20 protein-coding genes are annotated in these 21085 nt (G+C 39.7%); 9 read left to right on the plus strand and 11 right to left on the minus strand.

Annotated elements, in window-relative coordinates; translation table 11 throughout:
- Nucleotides 1-184: 184 nt before the first annotated feature.
- The 6 genes from ACRD69_RS05635 (at nt 185) to ACRD69_RS05660 (ending at nt 6053) form a co-directional block, all read left to right on the plus strand.
- Complete coding sequence (locus tag ACRD69_RS05635) at nt 185-1780, plus strand: tetrathionate reductase family octaheme c-type cytochrome (RefSeq protein ID WP_430814092.1); 1596 nt, start codon at nt 185-187, stop codon at nt 1778-1780.
- Between the two features lie 2 nt (nt 1781-1782).
- On the plus strand, nt 1783-2415 hold the full coding sequence (locus ACRD69_RS05640; protein WP_430814094.1) for a cytochrome b/b6 domain-containing protein: 633 nt from the start codon (nt 1783-1785) through the stop codon (nt 2413-2415).
- A 99-nt stretch (nt 2416-2514) separates the two neighbouring features.
- Nucleotides 2515-3024, plus strand: coding sequence for a rhodanese-like domain-containing protein (locus tag ACRD69_RS05645; RefSeq protein ID WP_430814095.1), 510 nt, complete (start codon nt 2515-2517; stop codon nt 3022-3024).
- A gap of 94 nt (nt 3025-3118) precedes the next feature.
- The gene (locus tag ACRD69_RS05650) at nt 3119-4111 is read left to right on the plus strand and encodes a rhodanese-like domain-containing protein (RefSeq protein ID WP_430814096.1); all 993 of its coding nucleotides are present in this window, start codon (nt 3119-3121) and stop codon (nt 4109-4111) included.
- Between the two features lie 64 nt (nt 4112-4175).
- A complete protein-coding gene (locus ACRD69_RS05655) occupies nt 4176-5195 on the plus strand; it encodes a porin (RefSeq protein WP_430814097.1) in 1020 nt (339 codons plus the stop codon).
- Nucleotides 5196-5213: 18 nt separating this feature from the next.
- Nucleotides 5214-6053 (plus strand): sulfurtransferase, encoded by an 840-nt coding sequence (locus ACRD69_RS05660; protein ID WP_430814098.1) that lies wholly within the window; start codon nt 5214-5216, stop codon nt 6051-6053.
- A gap of 200 nt (nt 6054-6253) precedes the next feature.
- Here ACRD69_RS05660 and ACRD69_RS05665 read toward each other — a convergent pair whose 3' ends face one another.
- The 3 genes from ACRD69_RS05665 to ACRD69_RS05675 are packed head-to-tail and all read right to left on the minus strand — an operon-like array spanning nt 6254 to nt 7994.
- The gene (locus ACRD69_RS05665; protein ID WP_430814099.1) at nt 6254-6634 is read right to left on the minus strand and encodes a hypothetical protein; all 381 of its coding nucleotides are present in this window, start codon (nt 6632-6634) and stop codon (nt 6254-6256) included.
- 4 nt (nt 6635-6638) lie between these two features.
- The gene (locus ACRD69_RS05670) at nt 6639-6881 is read right to left on the minus strand and encodes a DUF2007-related protein (protein WP_430814100.1); all 243 of its coding nucleotides are present in this window, start codon (nt 6879-6881) and stop codon (nt 6639-6641) included.
- 39 nt (nt 6882-6920) lie between these two features.
- Nucleotides 6921-7994, minus strand: coding sequence for an amidohydrolase family protein (locus ACRD69_RS05675; RefSeq protein ID WP_430814101.1), 1074 nt, complete (start codon nt 7992-7994; stop codon nt 6921-6923).
- Between the two features lie 231 nt (nt 7995-8225).
- Here ACRD69_RS05675 and ACRD69_RS05680 point away from each other — a divergent pair, with 231 nt between their 5' ends.
- Together ACRD69_RS05680 and ACRD69_RS05685 are read left to right on the plus strand one after the other, a co-directional pair.
- Nucleotides 8226-9479 carry a DEAD/DEAH box helicase gene (locus ACRD69_RS05680; protein ID WP_430814102.1) on the plus strand — a complete coding sequence of 418 codons (1254 nt, stop codon included), beginning with the start codon at nt 8226-8228 and terminating at the stop codon, nt 9477-9479.
- 67 nt (nt 9480-9546) lie between these two features.
- Entirely contained in the window at nt 9547-11388 is a 1842-nt protein-coding gene (locus ACRD69_RS05685) for a Xaa-Pro dipeptidyl-peptidase (protein ID WP_430814103.1), read from the plus strand.
- Between the two features lie 92 nt (nt 11389-11480).
- Here the strand turns inward: ACRD69_RS05685 and ACRD69_RS05690 are convergent, their stop codons facing one another.
- The 8 genes from ACRD69_RS05690 to ACRD69_RS05725 form a co-directional block, all read right to left on the minus strand.
- Nucleotides 11481-12176 carry a hypothetical protein gene (locus tag ACRD69_RS05690; RefSeq protein WP_430814104.1) on the minus strand — a complete coding sequence of 232 codons (696 nt, stop codon included), beginning with the start codon at nt 12174-12176 and terminating at the stop codon, nt 11481-11483.
- 432 nt (nt 12177-12608) lie between these two features.
- Nucleotides 12609-13292: a hypothetical protein gene (locus ACRD69_RS05695; RefSeq protein WP_430814105.1), complete on the minus strand. Its 684-nt coding sequence runs from the start codon at nt 13290-13292 to the stop codon at nt 12609-12611.
- Nucleotides 13293-13621: 329 nt separating this feature from the next.
- Complete coding sequence (locus tag ACRD69_RS05700; RefSeq protein WP_430814106.1) at nt 13622-13888, minus strand: DUF4834 family protein; 267 nt, start codon at nt 13886-13888, stop codon at nt 13622-13624.
- Between the two features lie 212 nt (nt 13889-14100).
- Complete coding sequence (locus ACRD69_RS05705) at nt 14101-15717, minus strand: S41 family peptidase (RefSeq protein ID WP_430814107.1); 1617 nt, start codon at nt 15715-15717, stop codon at nt 14101-14103.
- 26 nt (nt 15718-15743) lie between these two features.
- On the minus strand, nt 15744-16235 hold the full coding sequence (locus ACRD69_RS05710; protein WP_430814108.1) for a deoxycytidylate deaminase: 492 nt from the start codon (nt 16233-16235) through the stop codon (nt 15744-15746).
- A gap of 96 nt (nt 16236-16331) precedes the next feature.
- Nucleotides 16332-16724 carry a DUF7670 domain-containing protein gene (locus ACRD69_RS05715; RefSeq protein WP_430814109.1) on the minus strand — a complete coding sequence of 131 codons (393 nt, stop codon included), beginning with the start codon at nt 16722-16724 and terminating at the stop codon, nt 16332-16334.
- Between the two features lie 205 nt (nt 16725-16929).
- Nucleotides 16930-19458 carry a YfhO family protein gene (locus ACRD69_RS05720; protein ID WP_430814110.1) on the minus strand — a complete coding sequence of 843 codons (2529 nt, stop codon included), beginning with the start codon at nt 19456-19458 and terminating at the stop codon, nt 16930-16932.
- Between the two features lie 180 nt (nt 19459-19638).
- On the minus strand, nt 19639-20043 hold the full coding sequence (locus ACRD69_RS05725) for a MerC domain-containing protein (RefSeq protein ID WP_430814111.1): 405 nt from the start codon (nt 20041-20043) through the stop codon (nt 19639-19641).
- A 273-nt stretch (nt 20044-20316) separates the two neighbouring features.
- Between ACRD69_RS05725 and ACRD69_RS05730 the strand changes: the two genes are divergently transcribed.
- On the plus strand, nt 20317-21000 hold the full coding sequence (locus tag ACRD69_RS05730) for a pseudouridine synthase (protein WP_430814112.1): 684 nt from the start codon (nt 20317-20319) through the stop codon (nt 20998-21000).
- Nucleotides 21001-21085: the final 85 nt, after the last annotated feature.

Raw genomic sequence — 21085 nt, forward strand, 5'->3', positions numbered from 1 at the left:
TTTTAATTGATTTAGGTCAGTCATACGAAACACAAGTTACAGAAAGAGGCCTGTTTTGTTGCAGGTCATTTTATATAGAGAAAAAATTCTTCAAAACTAATTTTGCTTCGAATCCAATTAGTATGAAACGACCAATTAAAAAATTGGGAGTTCCATCTGACAAATGAAAGTAAAATCAAAACAGATGAAAAGTCAGTTCTCTAAATCAGCGATGGCACTACTTGTAAGTTTACTGCTCCCACTTGCAGTACTGCTGTTAACTGTTAAGGTATCTTCCTTCAGAAACGTACCCGACAAAGTTGATGTTAAATTAAAATCGGAGCATATTTCATCAGTTGACCATTCGCAGTTTGAAATTCTGCAACAGGATTTTGAAACACCACATGATGTAACAGAAGCCTGTTTATCCTGTCACACAGGTCGCGATGAAGAAGTAATGGCAACCGCTCACTGGAAATGGGAGCGCGAAGAAGAAATTCCTGGTCGTGGCGTTGTATCTGTGGGTAAAAAGAACCTGCTGAATAACTTCTGTACCGGCGCCAATGGTAACAATGGTTCTTGTATGCGTTGCCACATTGGCTTAGGATGGAAAGACAAAAGCTTTGACTTTGCCGATAACCGTAACATTGATTGTTTGGTTTGTCACGATCAGACTGACACCTATTTTAAACAAAAAGGGCAAGGTGGAATGCCTGCAACCGAGTCAACGGCCAATGCAGCCTACCAGGTTCCTGACTATCCCTATGTCGCGCAAAATGTTGGTCTGCCAAAGAAAAACAACTGTGGTATTTGTCACTTTTATGGTGGCGGCGGTAACAATGTGAAGCACGGCGATTTAGAAGAAGCTCTGTTATCATGTACAAAAGACGTGGATGTTCACATGGCTATGGATGGTCCTGATATGGCCTGTATTGATTGCCATACAACAGAACGTCATAATATTATGGGTAAACTGTATTCGGTATCATCTGCCAATACCAACCGTATTAACTGCGATCAGTGTCATACGACAACGCCTCATAATGACATGGTATTAGATAACCACTTTGAGAAAGTTGCCTGCCAGACCTGCCATATTCCTGAATATGCAAAAGTGAATGCCACCAAATTATACTGGGATTGGTCATCGGCCGGATTAACTGACGAACATGGTCATGGTTATTCAGAAGATGATGCTGACGGCAACCATAACTACCTGTCTATTAAGGGTAACTTTGTATGGGACGACCATGTCAAGCCAGAATATTACTGGTTTAACGGTACAGTAGATCACTACCTGTCAACAGATACCATTTCAGAGGTGCCGGTGAAGATCAATTCCTTGTTTGGCGAATACCGCGATTCAACGGCCAAAATATGGCCTGTTAAAGTACACCGCGGCAAACAAATTTACGATACTGAATACAATACGCTTATCAGTTTAAAGCTATGGGCTCCTGAAGTTGGTCAAGGTGCCTTCTGGAAAGATTTTGATTGGGATGAAGCGGCCCGCTTAGGCATGGAATACAATGATCGTCCTTACAGTGGCAACTACGATTTTATTGCTTCGGAAGTTTACTGGCCCATCAACCATATGGTTTCGCCAAAAGAACAAACACTTACATGTACAGAATGTCACCAGCGCGAAGGCCGATTAGCCGGTTTGAACGATTTCTACCTGCCTGGTCGTGATTACAACAAAACAGTTGATTACGCTGGATTTGGCCTCATCTTTTTAACGCTAATAGGTATAGCTGCCCATTTCTTAGGTCGCATAGTCGCCTTCTTTAAAAACAGATAATTATGAATAAAGTAAAGATATATAGCCGCTTTGAACGCTTCTGGCACTGGACACAGATGGTACTCATCCTGTTATTGATGATTACCGGTTTTGAGATTCACAGCACATTTGAAGCATTTGGTTTTGAAACTTCAGTACGCCTTCATTCGGCTGCTGGCTGGGCCTTTTTAATTCTTACCATATTTGCCGTTTTCTGGATGCTGGTAACGGGTCAAAGCAAACAATTTGTTCCGGTACGCAATAACGTGAAGCAACAAGCCATGTATTACATGGTAGGTATCTTTAAAAAGGCGCCTCATCCGGTTAAGAAGACCGCTGACAGCAAACTGAATCCTCTGCAGCGAATCATCTATTTCGGGCTAATTATCCTGGTATTCCCTGTACAGTTAATTACCGGATTCCTTTACCTGTTCTTTCACTATCCCGATAAGCCATTTGCGCTTGAAGGACTGGAGGCCGTGGCTGTGCTGCATACTTTAGGAGCTTTTTTACTGGTAGCTTTTGTAATTGCACACCTCTACCTGATAACAACGGGTCATACAGTTACTTCGAACTTACAAGCCATGATAACCGGTTATGAAGACCTGGAGGAGGAAGAAGAAAAAGAAGCTCAGTTAGAAACAACAACTCATTAAAACACTCAGGCAGGAGAACAAGCCATATAGAGCGATTTATAAAAGTCCATTATGCAATTGGCGGGTTCTCGAGCCTATTGAAAATAAAATTACAGACATATGAAAAAGCTAATAATATATACAGCATGTGTTATGGCAATGATAAGTTGCCAGACGAGACCAACTAATCTGACAGTTGATATGATGGTTGAGCAGGCAAATGAAGTTGTAACTACCGTTACACCGGCAGAATTAATGCAAATAATGGAAACCGAGGAGATATTTAATGTGATAGATGTTCGCCAGAGCAATGAGTATTACCATGGTTTCATCCCCGGTTCGGTTAATATCCCGCGTGGAAGTATCGAATTCAACATTGCCACTGAAGCCTTTTGGGAGACAGAAGGACTGTACATGCCCGAAAAGAAAGAAACGCTTGTGCTGTATTGTAAAAAAGGCAAGCGCTCCACTTTAACAGCTGAAACACTCATGTCAATGGGTTATCAAAAAGTATTGGTGCTCGATGGCGGCTGGAAGAACTGGGAGTTGACTTACCCTGAATACTGCGATAAAAACCTTGAGATGTTAGCCGGGGGACCTGCCAAGCATGATGATGGTGGCGGCTGTTAAGTCCTGACTGCCTACCAGTAACAAACGCATGATTTAAGACACAATAGTCCGATATATAAAAAAACAGTTATTAATTATTAAATCCTTTCTAGTTATGAAAAATCTATTTCGTTATTCATTTTTAATGCTTGCCATTAGTGCAATGTTATTTACAGGTTGTAAAGATGACAGTAGTGATGAAGCACCAGCTGTTAATCCTTCTAAAGTATTAATGGATCACCTGGTTGCCATTGACATGGACTTAAACCACGTTATTAAAAATACCGATGGTCAGAAATTTGTAATGGGAGCTCCTGCCGATGGTAATGTGAGCGGCAAACACGTTATTGATATTCGCAGTACAGATGCTTATAATGCAGGTCATATTGAAGGCGCTGTAAATGTAGCACTTCCGAATATTCTAACAGAGGCTGCAAGTGCAACTAAACCTATCCTGGTTGTTTGTTACACTGGTCAAACGGCTTGTTATGCTACTTCATTATTGCGCTTGTATGGTTACCATGATGCACAGGCTCTTAAGTGGGGTATGAGTGGCTGGAATGCTTCAACTGATAGCTGGTCGACTCAAACTGATAACCTGGCTGACGGACATGACAACTGGAGCTATAATGCAACTCCTCCAACACCAAGCGTGTATGATATTCCTGAATTTATGACAACAGCTATTACTGGCGAGGCTATCCTTAAGGAGCGTGTTGAGTATGTTTTAGCTCAGGGTTTCAAAACTGCAAAAGCGGGTGATGTATTGAATTCACCATCTAATTACTACATCAATAACTATTTCAGTACAACTGATTATGGTGCATTTGGTCACATCGATGGTGCTTACCGTTTACATGAATTATTGATCAACCCTTCTTCGTCAAGTGTATCTTCAATGACTAACCTGGATCCGTCTAAAGACATTATAACATACTGCTATACTGGTCAAACTTCAGCTGTTATTACTGCTTACCTGAACGTATTGGGTTACGATGCTTACAGCTTGACTTTTGGTATGAATAAGTTATTCAACAGCGAAGACAGCTGGACAGTAAATCAGTGGGGAGGCGACTCTAATTCAAAGAATTTAGACATAGTACAATAATCAACAATAAAGATAAGCCGCTTGCATAAAGCGGCTTCTTTCACACATCTAAAATCAAGTTATTATGATGAAACATATATTCCTTTTGGCGTTTGCAGCTTTGCTATTGCTACCCGGCAAAGCAAGTGCACAGGGATGCGAAGAGCCTGCTGATGATGATCAGATGATCAAAATGTTTGGTTACCTGCAAACCGAATATAATTATCAGTTTAAAGATGAGGCTGAAAGCGCATTCAATTTCAGAAGAGCACGCCTGGGTGCTACCGGTAATATCCCTTACGACTTTTCATACTATGTATTGATGGAAATGAGCCCGATGATCAGTGGTAATGGAAGCGCTTATTTATTAGATGCCTTTATTTCATACAATCGTTGGGAATGGGCAAAAATATCTGTCGGATCATTTAAGAATCCATTCAGTATGGATTTGGGTGGTACGGCATGTAGTGGTCTTCACACCATCTTCCGTTCACGTGCTGTTGATCAGTTTATCGTACCTCAGCGTGATATGGGTCTTATGATCCTTGGTGGTAACCGCGAAACATTCCTGCAATACCGCGTAGCCTTTATGAATGGTGTAGGAACATTAAATCATGAAAATAACAATAAAAAGGACTTTGTTGGCCGTGTAATATTGCACCCTATCGATGCCTTGTATGTTGGTGGTAGTTACCGTAAAGCTTATCCTTTGGCCGACGAAGGAGAAGAGCGTACTTCCTATGCTCTTGAAGGTGAATTCAACCTGGGTAACTTTAAGTTACTGGGTGAATATATTTATGACGAAGGTGCTGTAGACCGATCACTTGGTGGTGGTTGTGGTGGCGAACTGTTACCTATTGGCGACGAGCGCAAGGGCGCCTACGTGCAAGCCATGTACATGACTCAATTCAATATTCAACCTGTATTTAAATATGAATTTTTTGATGCTGGTATTGATGACTATCGTGAAGACATTATGACATTTGGTGTCAACTATTTCTTCAATGACTGGACTCGCCTGCAGGTTAACTACCTGTACAGAGCTGAAGAGCCGACTGAAGTGAAAGATGATGGTCTTTACCTGCAATTACAAGTAAGATTTTAATCGATAAAAACAAAGACGATGAAGAGATTAAGTATAATAGCAGCGCTTGTTATTTATACCCTGGGAGCAGCTGCACAAGGAGATTTTATTTCGGTTAAAGAACTGGCCTCTAAGATTAACAGCAAAGATGTGATCATCATTGACGCACGCAAAGATACTGAATACAAGAAGGTGCATATCCGAAATGCCATCAATTTCCCAGTGGAAGAGCTATCAAGCAAAGCACCTGTTGAAGGCATTTTAAAGAGCGATGCCGAGTTGTGTAAAATTATGGGAGCACACGGTGTTGATTTCAACAAAGAAATCGTACTGTATTGCAACAAAGGATCTAATGCCGGACGTATGTACTGGATCATGAAAATGATGGGTGCTTCCAACGTCAAACTGCTGGATGGTAACCTTGATGCATGGAAAGCAGCCCGTAAGCCAGTAACACGCATGCCGAAGATGCCTAAGAAAACAACTGTTACGGCTACATTAGATAAGTCGACTTACCTTAACATGGCTGATGTTAAAGATAAAAAATCAAATGGCAATGTGGTATTGGTTGATGCCCGCAAAGACACCTATTTCAATGGCTCTGATCCTAAAAGTAAAGGGCATATCGAAGGTGCTGTCAGCATTAGCTCTGACCTTATGCGCGATGATAAAGGCTTACTGAAATCAGCCGAAGAATTGAATAAAATATTTACATCTAAAGGTGTAACAAAAGATAAGGAAGTGATACTTTATTGCCAGACAAGTACACGTGCCGGATTATTATATACCATTATGACAACCAAACTTGGTTACAAGAATGTAAAAGTATATGATGGTGCCTACAACGAATGGATAACTGCCAATAAAGTTGTTTCTTAAGATACCCTTTAAATCAGTTTAACTTGATTTTTTACAGGCTGCTCTGAACCCTTGAGCAGTCTGTTTTTTTTGTTATAAGCTAAGGTTTAAACCCTTTTTATCGTTATTGCAGTAAAAACTTATGGTGTAGCACACATGACAGACCTGACAGGTTTTTGAAACCTGTCAGGTCTTCCACATATTCTCATATCCTTTTACTTCTATCTTAGGAAGATAAACACAGCGATCAACACCCAGAATATCCACTGAAACATTTTGAACAAACCTCCTTTAACCGATGAAGACAGGCTTATAATGATCTGTACTCCTGCAAAAAAGGCATAGTTTAAAGCGATAAAATTCAGAACCATGGTTGGATCATACATGCAATTATCAAAATTGATACCAACCATGATCAAAACCATTGATGACAATATCTGGTAAACTGATATATAATGAAAAACAGAGAGAATAACATTTTTTGGAATAAGATCCAGATCACTGGCCAGAAAAGGTTTGAGATACATTTTTGTTCCGGCAGTGAAATGCCCTAGTGTTGCTAATCCAGCCAATATCCCGGCCATTAAAACCATTGTGTTCATACATTCATTTATTTTGGTTATTTAAATATTCAGCTACGATCTTACGCGCTTCCTGTTCGTCTTTTTCCAATATAATAACTTTGGCCCCTTCTGATTGAATGGGTTCGTAAAGATTAACATTCAGCAAGCAGTTTTTCATAAAATTAGAAATATGTGCCGCTTCAAGCAATGAGCGTATCATCTCTGCTTCCCATAGGGTACCCGAAAATACCTCAACACTCGCCTGTTTATCATCCGCACCTCTCATAATGGCAACTTACAAATACAAAACGAGCAAAGCAAGGTGTTACTTCATCTTCGTATGAAAGAACCGTTCAGGATTATCTTTGGCAATGGTCATAAAATCATCTTCACCAAGATAAGCCCTTAAATCGATGCTGAAACGCCGCTCTGTCGCTTCTGTCTCGACCATGTAATAATCAGAACCAAACAGCACCTTAGGTTTAAGCGCGGTGTCCTGCAGCAAAACCTTAAGCATGGGGAAAAACTCTTGCTCATTTAAAGTAAAGGAAATATCAGAGTATAAATTCGGATACTTCTCAATCATCCCTTTAATGATTAAAAACCAGTTAGCTTCATTGCCCGGATTATCCAGAAATTCTTTCCAGTAATGCGATGAACCAAAATGCCCCAGGCAAATTTTGAGATCAGGAAAATCGGCCATAACATGTTCCCAGTTTAAGGGATTGGTAAACTGCGAACACATAACTTTCCGGCTCATACCGCGGGTATCGATCTTATCGCGCGACTTTTGCAACAACTTTTTCAGCTCTTTCTTTTTACCTTTAAAATGCACCGGATTAAAAGGACTGCAATGTGTAATAACGGGCAACTCATGTTTCTGGCAGTATTCATAAACCGGGTACATGCGCTCATCATAAGGAAAGTAGCCCAGGGGCGGATATACTTTAACGCCCCTAAAGCCCCACTCCTCAACACATTTTTTCAAAACTGACATATAATCTTCTCTGCGCGGGTCAATATGAACGAACGGGATCACCTCAGGGTGTTTCTGACCCAGTTTACCTAACTCCTTCAACTGATCAGCATAGTCACGCGGCACTCTTCCGGCTCCCATATAAGCCATATCCATTGCCAGTACGCCAAACCTGCTGTTTCGGGGATAAAACCTCTGACATTCTTTAAAAATATCTTCCTGCGTTCCCAGACGGCCTATCTCAACAAACTTCACATAACGGTCAAAGGCATCATTATCAGAAAATGGATTAATATTATTCAATACGCGGGAGATCAATTTAAACCCGGGCTTGGTTGACAGTATACGAACCAGCCCAAGCGGCAAAAAACCTCTCGGAATATCAGCATCTTTAAAGGTATGAATATGGCTATTGTAAATCATTGTTAAGTTTTAAGTTAAAAACAGCGACAATGATAATGAAAAAAAATGCTTATCCGGTTCTGAACTACTAACTGCAAATTATTTAACGACAGAGAAAATAGAGTAATTAAAGAAGAAATTCGTAAGATGCCTGTGCTACCCGCGGAATTATTCTCCATTCTTACTGCGCTTACAAATGCTGATAACTAAATTCTTACTTATTATCGTATCTTTGCCGAAAATTGATACACGATGAAGTTTGAAGAGTTTGGCTTAAGCGAGAAGATTACCAAAAGCATTGACCAGTTAGGATACAAGCGCCCTACTGATATTCAGTTTAAAGCTATTCCTGCCATTTTGGAAAAAGAAGATGTACTGGCTATTGCACAAACCGGAACCGGTAAGTCGGCTGCTTTTGTTATACCTATTCTTCAACTGCTTCAGACCAAACGTAAAAACCGTGATGCAGGAGTGCGTTGTATCGTGATGGTTCCCACCCATGAACTGGCCAAGCAGATCACGGATGTGTTCAAGCAGATTGGTAAGAACACGTCTTTAAAATTCACTGCTATCTACGGGGGTGTTGATCAAACAGAACAGGTTGAACGCCTGAAAAAAGGAACCGATGTATTGGTGGCTACACCCGGACGTTTATTTGACTACATCAACCAGGGCGTTGTTAAAGTTTATAATGCTGAAATATTAGTTCTTGATGAAGCAGATCATATGCTTGATCTGGGCTTCTATAAGGACATACAGGATTTAATCAAATACCTGCCCAAAAGACGCCAGACCTTGTTCTTTTCGGCAACCATTGATAAGAAGATTAAGAAACTGGCCTACTCACTGGTTCGTCGCCCTATCCGCATACAGATCTCACCCAAAAACCCTGTTGCCAAAAACATTGAGCATTCCGTAGCCTTTATTAAAATGGATGATAAACGCTTCTTTTTAGAGCGTGTATTACGCAGTAATCCTGATAAAAAGATACTAGCCTTTGCGCGGACTAAAGTACGCTGCGAAAGGGTACTAAAAGCCATGGAGCGGGTAAATGTTGAAGCGGTTACCATTCACAGTGACAAAACACAGGATGAGCGCGACCAGGTCATGAAACAATTTAAGACCGGTGAGATCAAACTGCTTATTGCTACAGATGTCAGTGCCCGGGGAATTGATATTCCGAATGTGGACATCGTGGTTAACTACGACCTGCCCGAGCAACCCGAGAACTATGTTCACCGTGTTGGCCGAACAGGTCGCGGTAAGCAAAAGGGTACAGCTATTGCCTTTTGCAGTGAAGAGGAAAAGGAATTGCTGTCAGCAATTGAAGAATACACCGGCTACCCCATCGATATTACCGATATAGACCACGAAGAGTATGCTGACACAATAGACTTCTCAACAGAAACGCATGCCGACTGGAAAACACTGATGCGCCAGGCCGAGGACGATGAAGCCGATTACCTTGCCATTAAAAAGAAACGCGCAAAGAAAAAGAAGAAGTAGAAGTTTTATAGTTATAACTATATTTACTCACTAGTAAACAAGTTTATAACTCAAATACCTACTTCTTATGATGAAGAAAAATTCTTTCCTTTCATTATTGATATGTTTGGTTGCTTTTATCCAGCTAAGTATAGCGCAGGAGGCAGAAAATGCAGTTCCTGTTTTTAAAGATGGTGAGGCTCAAATCATTGAGGCTTTTAGCGATCCTGATGAATGGATAAGACATGACCTATGGGTTGAAACGGAATTTGACACCGATGGTGATGGTAAGCCCGACAGGATGCACGTAGCAGTCACCAGACCTAAACAGACGGAAACTGAAAACCTGAAGCTACCCGTTGTGTATATTTCAAGTCCCTATTTCGCGGGTGTGGCAAGCGACGATGGTGGTTTATGGGATGTCAGGCATGAGTTGGGAGAACTACCTGAAAAAGAGCGTCAACACCCACAAGTTACACGAACTGGTAAGCGACCAATCATATCCAACTCTCATATCAGAACGTGGGTACCACGCGGTTATATAGTTGTGCATTCTTCTTCTCCCGGTACCGGTTTATCACAGGGAGCACCAACTATTGGCGGAGACAACGAATCACTTGCACCCAAAGCTGTTATTGACTGGTTATGCAAGCGTATACCGGGTTACACGACTATTGACGGCGATGAAACAATTGAAGCCTATTGGTCAACGGGCAAGGTGGGAATGACAGGCACCTCATATAACGGAACTATTCCTTTAGCTGCAGCAACTACCGGGGTTGAGGGTTTGAAAGCCATAATTCCAATTGCACCTAATACATCGTATTACCATTACTATCGTTCAAACGGACTGGTACGTTCACCTGGCGGTTATTTAGGAGAAGATATTGATGTATTGTACGATTTTATTCATAGTGGCGATGAGGCAAAAAGAGCCTATAATAATGCCACAGTTCGTGACAAGGAAATGAAAGAAGGTATGGACAGGCGTTCAGGTGACTATAATGATTTCTGGGCCGGCCGTGATTATCTCAATGATATGAAACCTATGAAAGCCGCACTACTAATGTCACATGGCTTTAACGACTGGAATGTGATGCCTGAGCATAGTTATCGAATCTATAAAGCAGCAAAAGAGATGGGTCTGCCCTGCCAGATCTACTACCATCAGAAAGGTCATGGAGGACCACCTCCAATGCGTATGATGAACCGCTGGTTTACCAGATATCTGCATGGGATTGAAAATGGTGTTGAGAATGATCCGAAGGCATGGATCGTGAGAGAAAATGACAAGGAATCAAACCCAAGCGCTTATGAAGATTATCCCAATCCTGAAGCTGAAGTAGTAAGCCTTTTTCCAACAGCCGGAGCACCCGGCAGAGGAAAGCTTTCTATGGAACAAGCAGAGACTAATTCGTCTGAAACCCTGGTTGATAATTACTCGTTTTCAGGCTCAAGTCTGGCTATGGCTGAGATAACAGATCATCGCTTAATATACTGCACCCCTGTATTATCAGATGATGTTCATATTTCGGGCGTACCCAAAATAACGATCAGACTGGCCTGTTCCAAACCTGCCGCTAACCTTTCAGTATGGCTGGTTTCTTTGCCCTGGAATGAAAAGCCGGATGCTAAGATCAATGATAATATTATTACCAGGGGATGGGCCGATCCGCAGAATTACCGCTCAATACGTAAAGGCACGCCCCTGAAACCAAACAAATTCTACGAATTAAGCTTTGAGTTAATGCCTGATGACCAGATTATTCCCAAAGGTCAACAAATTGGATTGATGATTTTCTCAAGTGACCGGGAATATACCATCTGGCCTGAACCTGGCACAGAGCTGACAATTGATCTTGATCAAACAACTATAGATTTACCAATAGTTGGTGGGAAACAGCAATTTACCAGAGCTATAAGTAACTAAAAACATATACCAGCAGAAGGAATAAATATGAATTTGTATTTATTCCTTCTGTTTTCTATTCATCTACACTATGGGGGTTAAGAAAGAATCGCTTAAAGCGAATTATAATACTCAACCAGTTGCCTTACACTTTCTGACTTCTTAAACTTCGTATTATTCTTTTTTATAAAAGCCGTTAACTCTTTTTGATGCTTAGGAACTAATTCAAGAAAATCTTTCTTGTTCTTTATTGGTAGCAATAGTCCATCATTAAAAGTTATAAACAAGTCGTATGGCTTACTCACAAAAGTTGGAAGTTTCGCGTCCTGGTATGGCTTGGGTTCACTTGCTTCTTTCAAAAAAACATTATGCTTTACATACAAGCTACAGAGAGAATCGCTAACAATAGACTCGAAATAACCTGTTCGTTTCTTATTGTTTATCTTAAATACTTTAAGGTGAAAATGATGTTCATCAAGGATTAAATGTGAAAATACCTTCTCCTTGGGAATAAGGTAATAGCTTTGATCTTTTTTAATTTCCATCTGATCATTATACACATTATAACGTAAGGTAAGGTTCTTAACTTCCTGACCTGTATTTAATCGCAACTTCGCATTTTCAGTTTCAAACAGGTATGGATTACCTTCATACTCTAGTTCCTTTTCTCCCTCAATTTGTTTTCGATACTTTAGGTCATCCCAAAAATTATTGAACTCTGGCGAACCGATATAATTGTTTGAATACTCTTGAGCGTTAGCTAAAAAGCCGAAAACCGACAAAATAGTAAGTGATATTAATTTTCTCATAAATAGGTATATATAATCTAAAGTAATAATTTACAGTCATTAAACGAACTTATTCACTCTCCTGCTCCTTTTTTAGATGAATTAACTGATGCTTTTGGCATCTTTATCATATCAATATTGAGAAAGGATGATCTGATAAAGCAAATGTCACTATAAACTTCCAGACCCGATTAACCAGTTCAATTAGCATATGTATAGTCATGAAAGACAATCGCATAAACGGCTACCTGTTAATATCAACGGATTATTAAATAGGGTTAATCTTTCTCACATAGGAACTTAAGTGTATAGTTTGATCACTATCTCATAACTAGTATGGCATATATTAAGGTGGAACTAAAATTGTTTTACCTGTTAGTTAATGGAACAGAAAAGTCCATACGAGCATTTATTAAGTAAATTGATTTTAAGCTTTCATTGCAATGCGGTTTACTAAAGAGAATTATAATATTCTATCAGTTGCTTAACGCTTTCAGGATTTCGAAATTTAATTTTGTTCTTCTTCATGTATTGAGCTATTTCAGTATGGTTATCGGGAATCATCTCAATAAAGTCCTTTTTATTTAGAACAGGCATTAAATAATCCTCACCAAATGTAACATAAGATATTGGCGTCTGATTTTTAAATTCAGGTGGTCTGGCTTCCTGAAAGGGTTTTGGCACCTCTTCCTCTGTTAATAAAATCCGATGCTTTAGAAACAAGCTGCATTTCTCATCATTATCGAGTAGGCATTCAAAATATCCAATGTCTTTAACTTTTGACATCTTATATGGCATAAGAAAAAACAAATGCTCATCTAACTTAATTTTAGGCACGATCCTCTCTCTTGGAACATTATAAAACTTCTCTCCTTTCTTGATTTCCATCAAATCATTATAAACATTGTAGCGCATGGTTAATCCCTCAATTTTCTTTCTTTCATCAAGAAAGACAGAGGCAGCATCTGATTCATAAATGTAAGGAGAACCCTCGTAGTTTAAATATTGAACTCCATCAATGATTTCTTCATTCTTAAAGTTCCACCATAGTTCCTCAAATTGCATGCTTATAATCTCTTGAGAAATGGCAAGAGAGGACCATAATATCAGGGCACTGATTAAAACAACTGTTTTCATAAAAATAGGTTTGGTTTATATAATTAAACCTAATTTAACAATTTTTATGCCAAAAACCTGTGCTTCCACGCCTTAATGAATTAACACGCAAATCATTACAGTTTTTAACCAATTGCTTTGTACACGAAGGTTTTCTGAACTTAGTTTTAATATCCTATATGGATTTTGCGAGTCCTTTTGGATGATTGGAGCTCGATCAATACCTCATAACCAGGAATACTTCCTACTTTGGCAGTCACTGAGGTAGCAGCAGAAATAATAAGGGGAAAAGTGTGGATATTTTCTTCATGGCGATAGATTTTGATCTCACATAAAACTTATCGGAAATATTATTTCACCTCCTCAAAATCTACATATTCTCCCTCATTCTGATCAACAACATTTGAAGATTTCTTTTGAGCATTTTTCTGAACAGTAACCTCTCCCTCTTTTTGCTGAGCATGTCGTTGATAATTTGTCGCAGCGTTTTGTTGTTGCTGTTGCATACGTTCAACGCCCTTTTTCATGAGATAGGGTAAAACCAGGCGTCCGATAATTTTAAACAGGTAATAAAATGTGATTAGAAAAAATATGGTTTTTATAAGACCTAATAGCATAGCAAATAAATTTTAATCAAATATAAGACTAGTACGTCAATTATCGTGCAAAAGTTAATAGCCCATGAACGTTCTGTCAAGTATTCCTGTTTCAGGCTAATTTATTGACAGAATGACATAAATAGTGTCAAACAGCCCAAAAAAAGATCGCATCCCTTGTAGTGAGTTCCACTAAAGATGCGATCCTTAAATTATCTGATATCAGTATTACTTCAGCTTCTCATCTTCGCGGCTTCTTCAACTGCTCTCTGGAAAATATCATCAACCTGATGAAGAATCGGATAAAAACCTTCATTATCAATTATATTTCGGGCGATATAGGCTTTTAATTCAATCTCAATCAATTGCTTCGATATTCGATATTCTTCCCTGTTATACTCAACCCCTTTGTCTTTTGCAAATCGAAGGAAGTCTGAAAGTATAGCCTTTCTTTCAAGGTACTTTTCTATGTCCTCTGCGGTGTTAAACTTTTCAAGCTCTGCCCGGTTATTATCGGTATACTGTAAAGCGTAACGGTAGACAATTCCATTCATTCTTAGTTTATAGAAATAGTCTGTCATCATGGATGTATCGCGGGGCACAAATATGTCGGGCATAATACCTCCACCTCCATATACAGTCCGCCCGTTTTTAGTGGTATATTTTAGTTCATCATCAAACTCAATGCTGTCCTGATTAAAGAATTCTCCGTGTTCATAACGGTTATAAATATCTTCGTAATAGTCATCGGTACCATTTTCATATGGTTTCTGAATAAAACGACCACTAGGAGTATGGTAACGGGCAACGGTTAATCGCAGTGCAGAACCATCAGACAAACCAATCTGTTGCTGTACCAGACCTTTCCCAAAAGAACGACGGCCGATAACCATTCCTCTGTCATTATCCTGAATCGCTCCGGCGAATATTTCACTGGCTGATGCAGAGAATTCATCGATCAACACGATAACTTTTGTATCCTGACAAGTACCTGCTCCATTGGCATGCACATTGTGGCGCTTTTGAGCCTTACCTTCGGTATAGACAATCAGATCCTTGGCTGGCAGAAACTCATTACACAATCGGATGGCTGCATCTAACAGGCCTCCAGAGTTACCACGGAAATCGATAATGACCTCCTGGCAATTATTAGCCTTCAATTTAGCCAGAGCGGTTAAAAACTCCTGATAGGTATTTTGAGCAAACTTATCAACTTTAATATAGCCTGTTGTTGCATTCACCATATAGCTCACTTCAACACTATGAATGGGAATACTGCCACGTGTTATATTAAAATCTATCAGGTCCTTATTTGGTCGGCGCAGTATGCCTACCTTAACATCGGTTCCCATTTCGCCGCGCAACTTCTTCATAACATCGGTAGTGGCAATATTTTTACCCGCAATAATCGAATCATCAACTGCAACAATGCGGTCTCCAGGCAACAAACCTACTTTTTCGGATGGTCCTCCCTGAATAACCTGAATAACCATTACCGTATCATTTTGCATGCTGAACTGAACCCCAATTCCTCCGAAATTGCCTTGCAGTTCTTCATTTACCTTATTTAGATCCTCAGCGGGAATATAAACACTGTGTGGATCAAGGTCTTTTAATATTTCAGGGATGATCTTTTCCTCAATACCCAAACGGTCAATGGTATCAACATATTCGTCTTCTATCAAGGTCAATATTCCATCCAGCTTATTGTTGGCCTGTGGATAGATCATTAAAGAATTACTGCCTCCCGGACCAGGAGCTTTTATGAAATTACGACCTATAAAAACACCTAATGCCACCAAAAGGGCATAGAGAAATGGAGTGAAAATCTGCTTACGTGTATTTGACATGTGCTGCTGTTTTTTCGATGAAAGATCTATTGTTGTGTGTTTCCTATTATTAAACCGTCTTCTACCTTAATGAGTTCATCTTCGATGTGAACAACTTCAATATTAGCCCTTGTTAATAAGTCGAGACCCTCGGTATTATGGTATTTTTCGGCGAATACAACGCGCTTAATTCCTGCCTGAATAATCAGTTTCGAACATTCAATACAAGGAGAAGCTGTCACGTATAGAGTCGAATTATCTGAACTGTTATTGGAACGGGCTACTTTAGTAATGGCATTTGCCTCAGCATGCAAGACATAAGGCTTGGTTTTATTATTACAATCCTCGCACTCATTTTCAAACCCGGAAGGTGTTCCATTATAGCCATCGCTGATAATCATTTTATCTTTCACAATAATAGCACCAACCTGACGACGCACGCAATAGGAGTTTTGCGCCCAAATACGAGCCATGGCTAAATATCGTTGATCCAATAAAAATTGCTTGTTTTTCGTTTTATCTTGTTCTTTCTGCATCATTTACTATAGCTTAATACAAAAGTAACAAAATATGCTACGGACAAACCCTACTGCCTGAAAAGAATGCAAGCCTGCAGGTTCTTAACAGGAAAGAAGTTAATGTAAGATGTTACGCTGCTTCTTACGATGAAAGAAATCGATGATGAATAAAATACCGGTTATACAAAAAGGAAGTGTTAACAGCAAAACAGGAATAAGGCTTTTGATAACTGATTGATTCATCCTGAAGTTATGACGAAAAACTAAAACAGATAATGCCAAACCTATTATAATCAGAATACTGCCACCGGTCAATTCTTTTCGCCAAACATAGATTAAGAAAACCAGCAAAGTAAAAGATGGGATCATATGCATAATAAAATTACGGATCTGATGCCATGTGCTAAATGAGGAATCAAATGCATCTAAAGCAAACAAGGAAATAAAAGCTACAGTTGTTATATAGATAAGCCTTGGTGTCCAGTACAATATTTTACTCGCTTTTGCCATACGCAGAAGATACAACCATAAGCCTGTTACGTCAACGAATAATGGCTGTTTTAAGGCTGTTTAACAGTTATATCGCGCAACAATGAGGGCATCTAATAGAAAGATTTTACTGACAAAGTAAAAAAAACGCAAAGTGCGCAAAGTATTGAAAATAACATCAAATACTTTGTGCACTTTGCGTGAAACTTATATTTCGAACAGACCTTTACTTTTTAATATTGATCTGTTTTTTCTTTCGCGATACAAAAGCTGCAGCTATAATAAGCAACAGGATGATTATTGAACTAATGGTTGCCAGAAGCTGTCCCGTTGAAAATGACTTTGGCTCAAACCTGAACTCAATATCATGACGCCCGGCCGGAATCATAACACCGCGCAACAGATAATTGGCACGTATTATTTCTGCTTCTTCACCATCAATATAGGCTTTCCATCCTTTGTCATAATAAATGTCGCTAAATACAGCCAATTGCTCCTGTGGCGTCTCGGCTTCAAATATCAACTGATCAGGTGCATACGTGCTTAACTGAATCTGCCCCATGATCGAATCAACTGAATAGCCCTGCACCTTGTCAATAAAGCTATTTTCAACCACTGCCGTTGTTTTAAGGTTGGTTGTGCCCAATGCAGCTATTTCTTCATCGGGGTTAGCCACTTCTTTTATACTCTTAACAAACCAGGCATTGCCCATATATGATGGATTAAAAATTGGACTGGCTCCAGGGTTAAAAATGATATACTTGGTATTCATCATATTAAGCACAGGCATATCTTCCATGACCTCTTCCAATTCACCAGGCGTCTGGGCTGTTTGTAATGTGCGCATTAACTCCTGCCAGTCGTTCATCAGGTAATGATCTGCCACATCCTGATAGCGACGCAATTTAGCCCCGTGGAAACCGCCTACCGACTTATGCCAGTAAGGAGTAAATCCATCCTTAAACGGATCACGATATATAGGAAAAACACGGTAATAAAGGTCCTTGTCTTTTAAAATGGCTTTATCAGCATTTGACTGAGCCAACTCCTGACGCTCTCTTGACTTAGTGACAAAATCATCGTTATTGAGGTAGCGCTTCGATACGCCCCACAGATCAATAAATACGATTAAGGCAAGTCCCCACATCAGGTATCGCTTTTGCAGCTTCCCCTGGGTATAAAACCAGATAGAAGCCGACCCTAAAAGGATAAATACAAACGATCGCCAGGCGTCGGAAGTTAAGAGTACCTGTCGCGCTGCAATTAAATTATCCTCGAGCAACTGATACATTTGTGCATTTTCACCACCTTGTCTTATCATTCCGCCGATTTGTTCGGCTTCCATAGGAGATAAAAAGCTGTAAAATGATGTTGGGATTAAGGCCAGAATTAAACTCATCCCACCCGTCAGGGCAAAAGCAATGGCAAACCACTTACTGTCTTTTTTTAACACCTCCGGCTTATCCAACAGTGTTTTTAAACCCAAAAACCCGAGCACAGGCATTGCCATCGAGGCCAGCACCAATGCCATTTCCACAGTACGGAATTTATTGTAAAGTGGGAAATTATAGAACATGAAATAATTAAAGCCCGGGAAGTGCTTACCCCATGCCAGTATGATTGAGAATACAGTAATACCGATCAACCACCAACGTTCTTTGCCTTTGTAATAAAAGGCACCAATAAAAAACAGAAAACAAATCAAGGCACCTGCATATACAGGTCCACTGGTAAAGATTCGGCCTCCCCAATACTGACTCGACTGGCCTACGTATTCTTTTAATCGCGGATCAACCTGTTTCATGGCCTCCTCGGAGCTAGCCAGTGCAGCCGATTCACCTCCCACCACATTGGGTATTAAGAGCGTTAGCGTTTCGTGCGTTCCATAACTCCAGCCAAAGGCATAATCCACATCTAAGCCCGAATGTTCTTTTTGGCCTTCTTTGGAACTTAACTCGGAAGCGCCACGAATGGAATATTTACCATATTCGTAGGTAGTCCAGAGGTTAGTGATATTGGGCAGTACAGCCAGCATGGCTGCAATAACCAAGATACCCGTTGTTTGAGCAAATGGTTTAACTGCCTTTTCTTTAATCGCATAAATCAAGCGTGAGATAACAATGAAACCAACCATGAAGGCCAGGTAATAGGTTATTTGCACATGGTTATAAGCAATCTCCATTCCCAGTGCTACAGCCGTAATCACACCGCCAATAAACCGGTTTCGGTTATAGGCAAATAAAACACCGGCTACAACAGGAGCCATTAAAGCAATGGCATAAGTTTTTGTAATGTGTCCGGCTATTATGATTATGAGGTTATAGGAGCCAAAGGCAAAGGCAATGGCACCAATAACACTGAGCCAGTGATCAACTTTCATGCTTAGCAAAAGCAGGTAAAAACCCAGCATGTATAGGAAAACGATAGCTACTGTTTCGTATGGTAAACCTAATCGTGTTGCTTTATTCAGATAGCTGAAAATGTTTTTCGATGAATCGCCTTTGATCTGGTAGGCGGGCATTCCACCAAACATCGAGTTAGTCCACATGGCTTTTTCGCCTGTTTGCTCCTCATAATCCTTCAGCTCTTTCGACATGGCTTTCGCATGTGTGTTATCGAGTTGAGGCAATTTTTTACCTTCCAGAACCGGTGAGAAATAAACAAAACTGAGAACAATAAATAACAATAGTGCTCCTAAATAAGGCAGATAGCCTTTCATCTTGTCGAACATGGTAATGTGTTTATTATTTAGCATGTGAAAATACGTAATGTTATTGGATTACGAAAAAGCTAATATCAGCCTGTTAATTGTTTCCAATACCGGCTTAACAAATTACTCACTAAAAAGCGTGCAAGACTATAAATAGGATGCGTATCTATTTCATCAATCCATCTTACTTTAACGAAGTCAATAAGAACATAACAATTTCAAAGTTTATGCATCACAACATTCATTTGAGCATTTGCTGAGACTTCTATTGTAGAAATGTAACCCAGCTAATAAAATTGCGGCAGCATACAAAGGCACTTTTGATAGACTATATATCACCACATATTCATTTATAATTAAAGTTGATAATATGATAAACAATGCATAGAAAGCATAGCCCATCCATTTCTTAGGTGTTTTTTTTGCTGAAAAATAAACCGCCATAAAAGAAATGGCAAGGAATATAAAATCAACAGCCCTCCACCACACTGGAGCGGTTTCGCAACAGCTGGCTGCACATGCCTGAGCAATGAATATAAATGGAGTAATCAAACAATGAACCAGGCATAAAGTAGAACTGGCCATCCCAATAGAGTCAAAACTTAGAGTCTTCAAACTTGTGTTAATCATACTTTTATCTTCTTATTTATTGTTTAATTATTCAATATTTTTAAACTACTTAACTGTCTATATACCAACTCTTTATTTAATATGTCAGATGGAGTGTTATGCATCTGATAATGTGTATAGCATTTATAACATATCGTCATATTCTAAAGGTTAACAGCATAGATGCAACAATGTTGCATCTATGCTAAAGAATTATCATTATCCAATACATAAAAAATAGCAGTTCATAACCAGGACCAATTACATTCACCTACCTTTGCAAAAAATCTGTGTATGCTCGAAATCATTTACCAGGATAAGTATATGGTAGCCATTAACAAGCCACATGGTCTATTGGTACATCGTAGTCCGATTGCTGCCGATGCTGAGGAGTTTGCTTTGCAAAAGGTACGCGACCAGATAGGTAAAACCGTATATCCGGTACACCGGCTTGACAGAAAAACGGCAGGCATCCTGGTATTTGCTTTAAACAGCAGGATAGCAGCTAAACTAAAAACCATATTTGAAGATCCGGGCACTCAAAAAATCTACATCGCCATTGTTCGGGGTTACTTTCCTGATTCTATTGAAGTGGACTATGCTCTTACCAATGACAGGGGGAAAACACAGGATGCTATTACCCATTTTAAAACAATAAAACGGAGTGAGCTGGCCATTCCCTTTGGAAAGTTCAGCACATCACGTTATTCACTGATTGAGGCATATCCGAAGACGGGCCGCATGCACCAGATCCGGAAGCATCTGAACCACCTGCGACACCCAATTATTGGCGACCGGCCGCATGGTTGTAACAAGCAAAACCGATTGTTTAACGAGCGCTGGAACATGAACACCATGTTATTACATGCACAACAACTGAACTTATTACACCCGGTATCAAAGGAACAATTGATTTTAAAAGCAAAGCCATTTGCGGAATTTGAAAGGATGTTACACGAACTGTGTTTTAGTGAGTAGTGAAAGCCGGAAAATCCATTCTCTGTAATCGTAGTCAACATCTTAATCAAATGTTTGTTACTTGATTATGTAACCGAAAAACATA

This window comes from Carboxylicivirga agarovorans (assembly GCF_050589845.1).
GTDB lineage: Bacteria > Bacteroidota > Bacteroidia > Bacteroidales > Marinilabiliaceae > Carboxylicivirga > Carboxylicivirga agarovorans.

Bases quoted from the DNA above. Each gene is read 5' to 3' on its own strand.
- ACRD69_RS05635 (WP_430814092.1), top strand. From the start codon at position 185: ATGAAAAGTCAGTTCTCTAAATCAGCGATGGCACTACTTGTAAGTTTA.
- ACRD69_RS05640 (WP_430814094.1), top strand. From the start codon at position 1,783: ATGAATAAAGTAAAGATATATAGCCGCTTTGAACGCTTCTGGCACTGG.
- ACRD69_RS05645 (WP_430814095.1), top strand. From the start codon at position 2,515: ATGAAAAAGCTAATAATATATACAGCATGTGTTATGGCAATGATAAGT.
- ACRD69_RS05650 (WP_430814096.1), top strand. From the start codon at position 3,119: ATGAAAAATCTATTTCGTTATTCATTTTTAATGCTTGCCATTAGTGCA.
- ACRD69_RS05655 (WP_430814097.1), top strand. From the start codon at position 4,176: ATGATGAAACATATATTCCTTTTGGCGTTTGCAGCTTTGCTATTGCTA.
- ACRD69_RS05660 (WP_430814098.1), top strand. From the start codon at position 5,214: ATGAAGAGATTAAGTATAATAGCAGCGCTTGTTATTTATACCCTGGGA.
- ACRD69_RS05665 (WP_430814099.1), bottom strand. From the start codon at position 6,634: ATGAACACAATGGTTTTAATGGCCGGGATATTGGCTGGATTAGCAACA.
- ACRD69_RS05670 (WP_430814100.1), bottom strand. From the start codon at position 6,881: ATGAGAGGTGCGGATGATAAACAGGCGAGTGTTGAGGTATTTTCGGGT.
- ACRD69_RS05675 (WP_430814101.1), bottom strand. From the start codon at position 7,994: ATGATTTACAATAGCCATATTCATACCTTTAAAGATGCTGATATTCCG.
- ACRD69_RS05680 (WP_430814102.1), top strand. From the start codon at position 8,226: ATGAAGTTTGAAGAGTTTGGCTTAAGCGAGAAGATTACCAAAAGCATT.
- ACRD69_RS05685 (WP_430814103.1), top strand. From the start codon at position 9,547: ATGATGAAGAAAAATTCTTTCCTTTCATTATTGATATGTTTGGTTGCT.
- ACRD69_RS05690 (WP_430814104.1), bottom strand. From the start codon at position 12,176: ATGAGAAAATTAATATCACTTACTATTTTGTCGGTTTTCGGCTTTTTA.
- ACRD69_RS05695 (WP_430814105.1), bottom strand. From the start codon at position 13,292: ATGAAAACAGTTGTTTTAATCAGTGCCCTGATATTATGGTCCTCTCTT.
- ACRD69_RS05700 (WP_430814106.1), bottom strand. From the start codon at position 13,888: ATGCTATTAGGTCTTATAAAAACCATATTTTTTCTAATCACATTTTAT.
- ACRD69_RS05705 (WP_430814107.1), bottom strand. From the start codon at position 15,717: ATGTCAAATACACGTAAGCAGATTTTCACTCCATTTCTCTATGCCCTT.
- ACRD69_RS05710 (WP_430814108.1), bottom strand. From the start codon at position 16,235: ATGATGCAGAAAGAACAAGATAAAACGAAAAACAAGCAATTTTTATTG.
- ACRD69_RS05715 (WP_430814109.1), bottom strand. From the start codon at position 16,724: ATGGCAAAAGCGAGTAAAATATTGTACTGGACACCAAGGCTTATCTAT.
- ACRD69_RS05720 (WP_430814110.1), bottom strand. From the start codon at position 19,458: ATGCTAAATAATAAACACATTACCATGTTCGACAAGATGAAAGGCTAT.
- ACRD69_RS05725 (WP_430814111.1), bottom strand. From the start codon at position 20,043: ATGATTAACACAAGTTTGAAGACTCTAAGTTTTGACTCTATTGGGATG.
- ACRD69_RS05730 (WP_430814112.1), top strand. From the start codon at position 20,317: ATGCTCGAAATCATTTACCAGGATAAGTATATGGTAGCCATTAACAAG.